Source organism: Actinacidiphila sp. bgisy167 (assembly GCF_965342175.1).
Classification (GTDB): domain Bacteria; phylum Actinomycetota; class Actinomycetes; order Streptomycetales; family Streptomycetaceae; genus Actinacidiphila.
Genome location: NZ_CBDRBL010000227.1, coordinates 1 through 704 on the forward strand (window position 1 = coordinate 1; position 704 = coordinate 704).

The 704-nt window shown below is 70.0% G+C and carries 1 protein-coding gene; it reads left to right on the forward strand.

Annotation, left to right across the window (positions count from 1 at the left end; all coding sequences use genetic code 11):
* Positions 1-684, forward strand: a 684-nt coding sequence (locus ACRWND_RS30900) for a transposase family protein (protein ID WP_431955298.1), incomplete at its 5' end; no start/stop codon positions are given.
* Positions 685-704: the final 20 nt, after the last annotated feature.

The following is a 704-nucleotide window of genomic DNA, read 5'->3' on the forward strand; positions in this document are numbered from 1 at the left end:
CAGGCCGTGCTGGTCCTGCGCTGGTTCCGCGAACGCGGCTGCGTGCACTGCCTGGCCCGCGACGCCGGCATCTCCCAGGCCACCGGCTACCGCTACCTCCACGAAGGCATCGACGTCCTCGCCGACCAGGCCCCGGACCTGCACGAGGTCCTGGAGCGCTGCCGGCGCGAGGGCATGACCCACGTGGTCCTGGACGGCACGCTGATCGAGTCCGACCGCGTCGCCGGAGTCCGCGAGAACGGCAACGACCTGTGGTTCAGCCAGAAACACAAGGCGTTCGGCGGGAACGTGCAATTCCTGTCCGCCCCGGACGGCACCCCACTATGGGTCTCCGACGTCGAGCCCGGATCCACCCCGGACATCACCGCAGCCCGCATCCACGCCCTCCCCGCTCCCTACAAGGCCGCGGCCGACGGCCTGCCCACCCTGGCCGACAAGGGCTACATCGGAGCCGGCATCGGCATCCACGTCCCCGTCCGCCGCCCGAAGGGCCGCTCCGAACAGGCCCTGCACGCGGACACCCGCACCACGAACAGCCTGATCAGAGGCATCCGTGCACTCGGCGAACGCGCTGCCGCCGAGCTCAAACAGCGCTGGCGCACCCTGCAGCACGTCACCCTCAGCCCGAGCCGGATCGGCGACATCGCCCGCGCCGCCCTCGTCCTCAACGGAACCTGGAAATGATCACCGCTGAGAAAACGTCA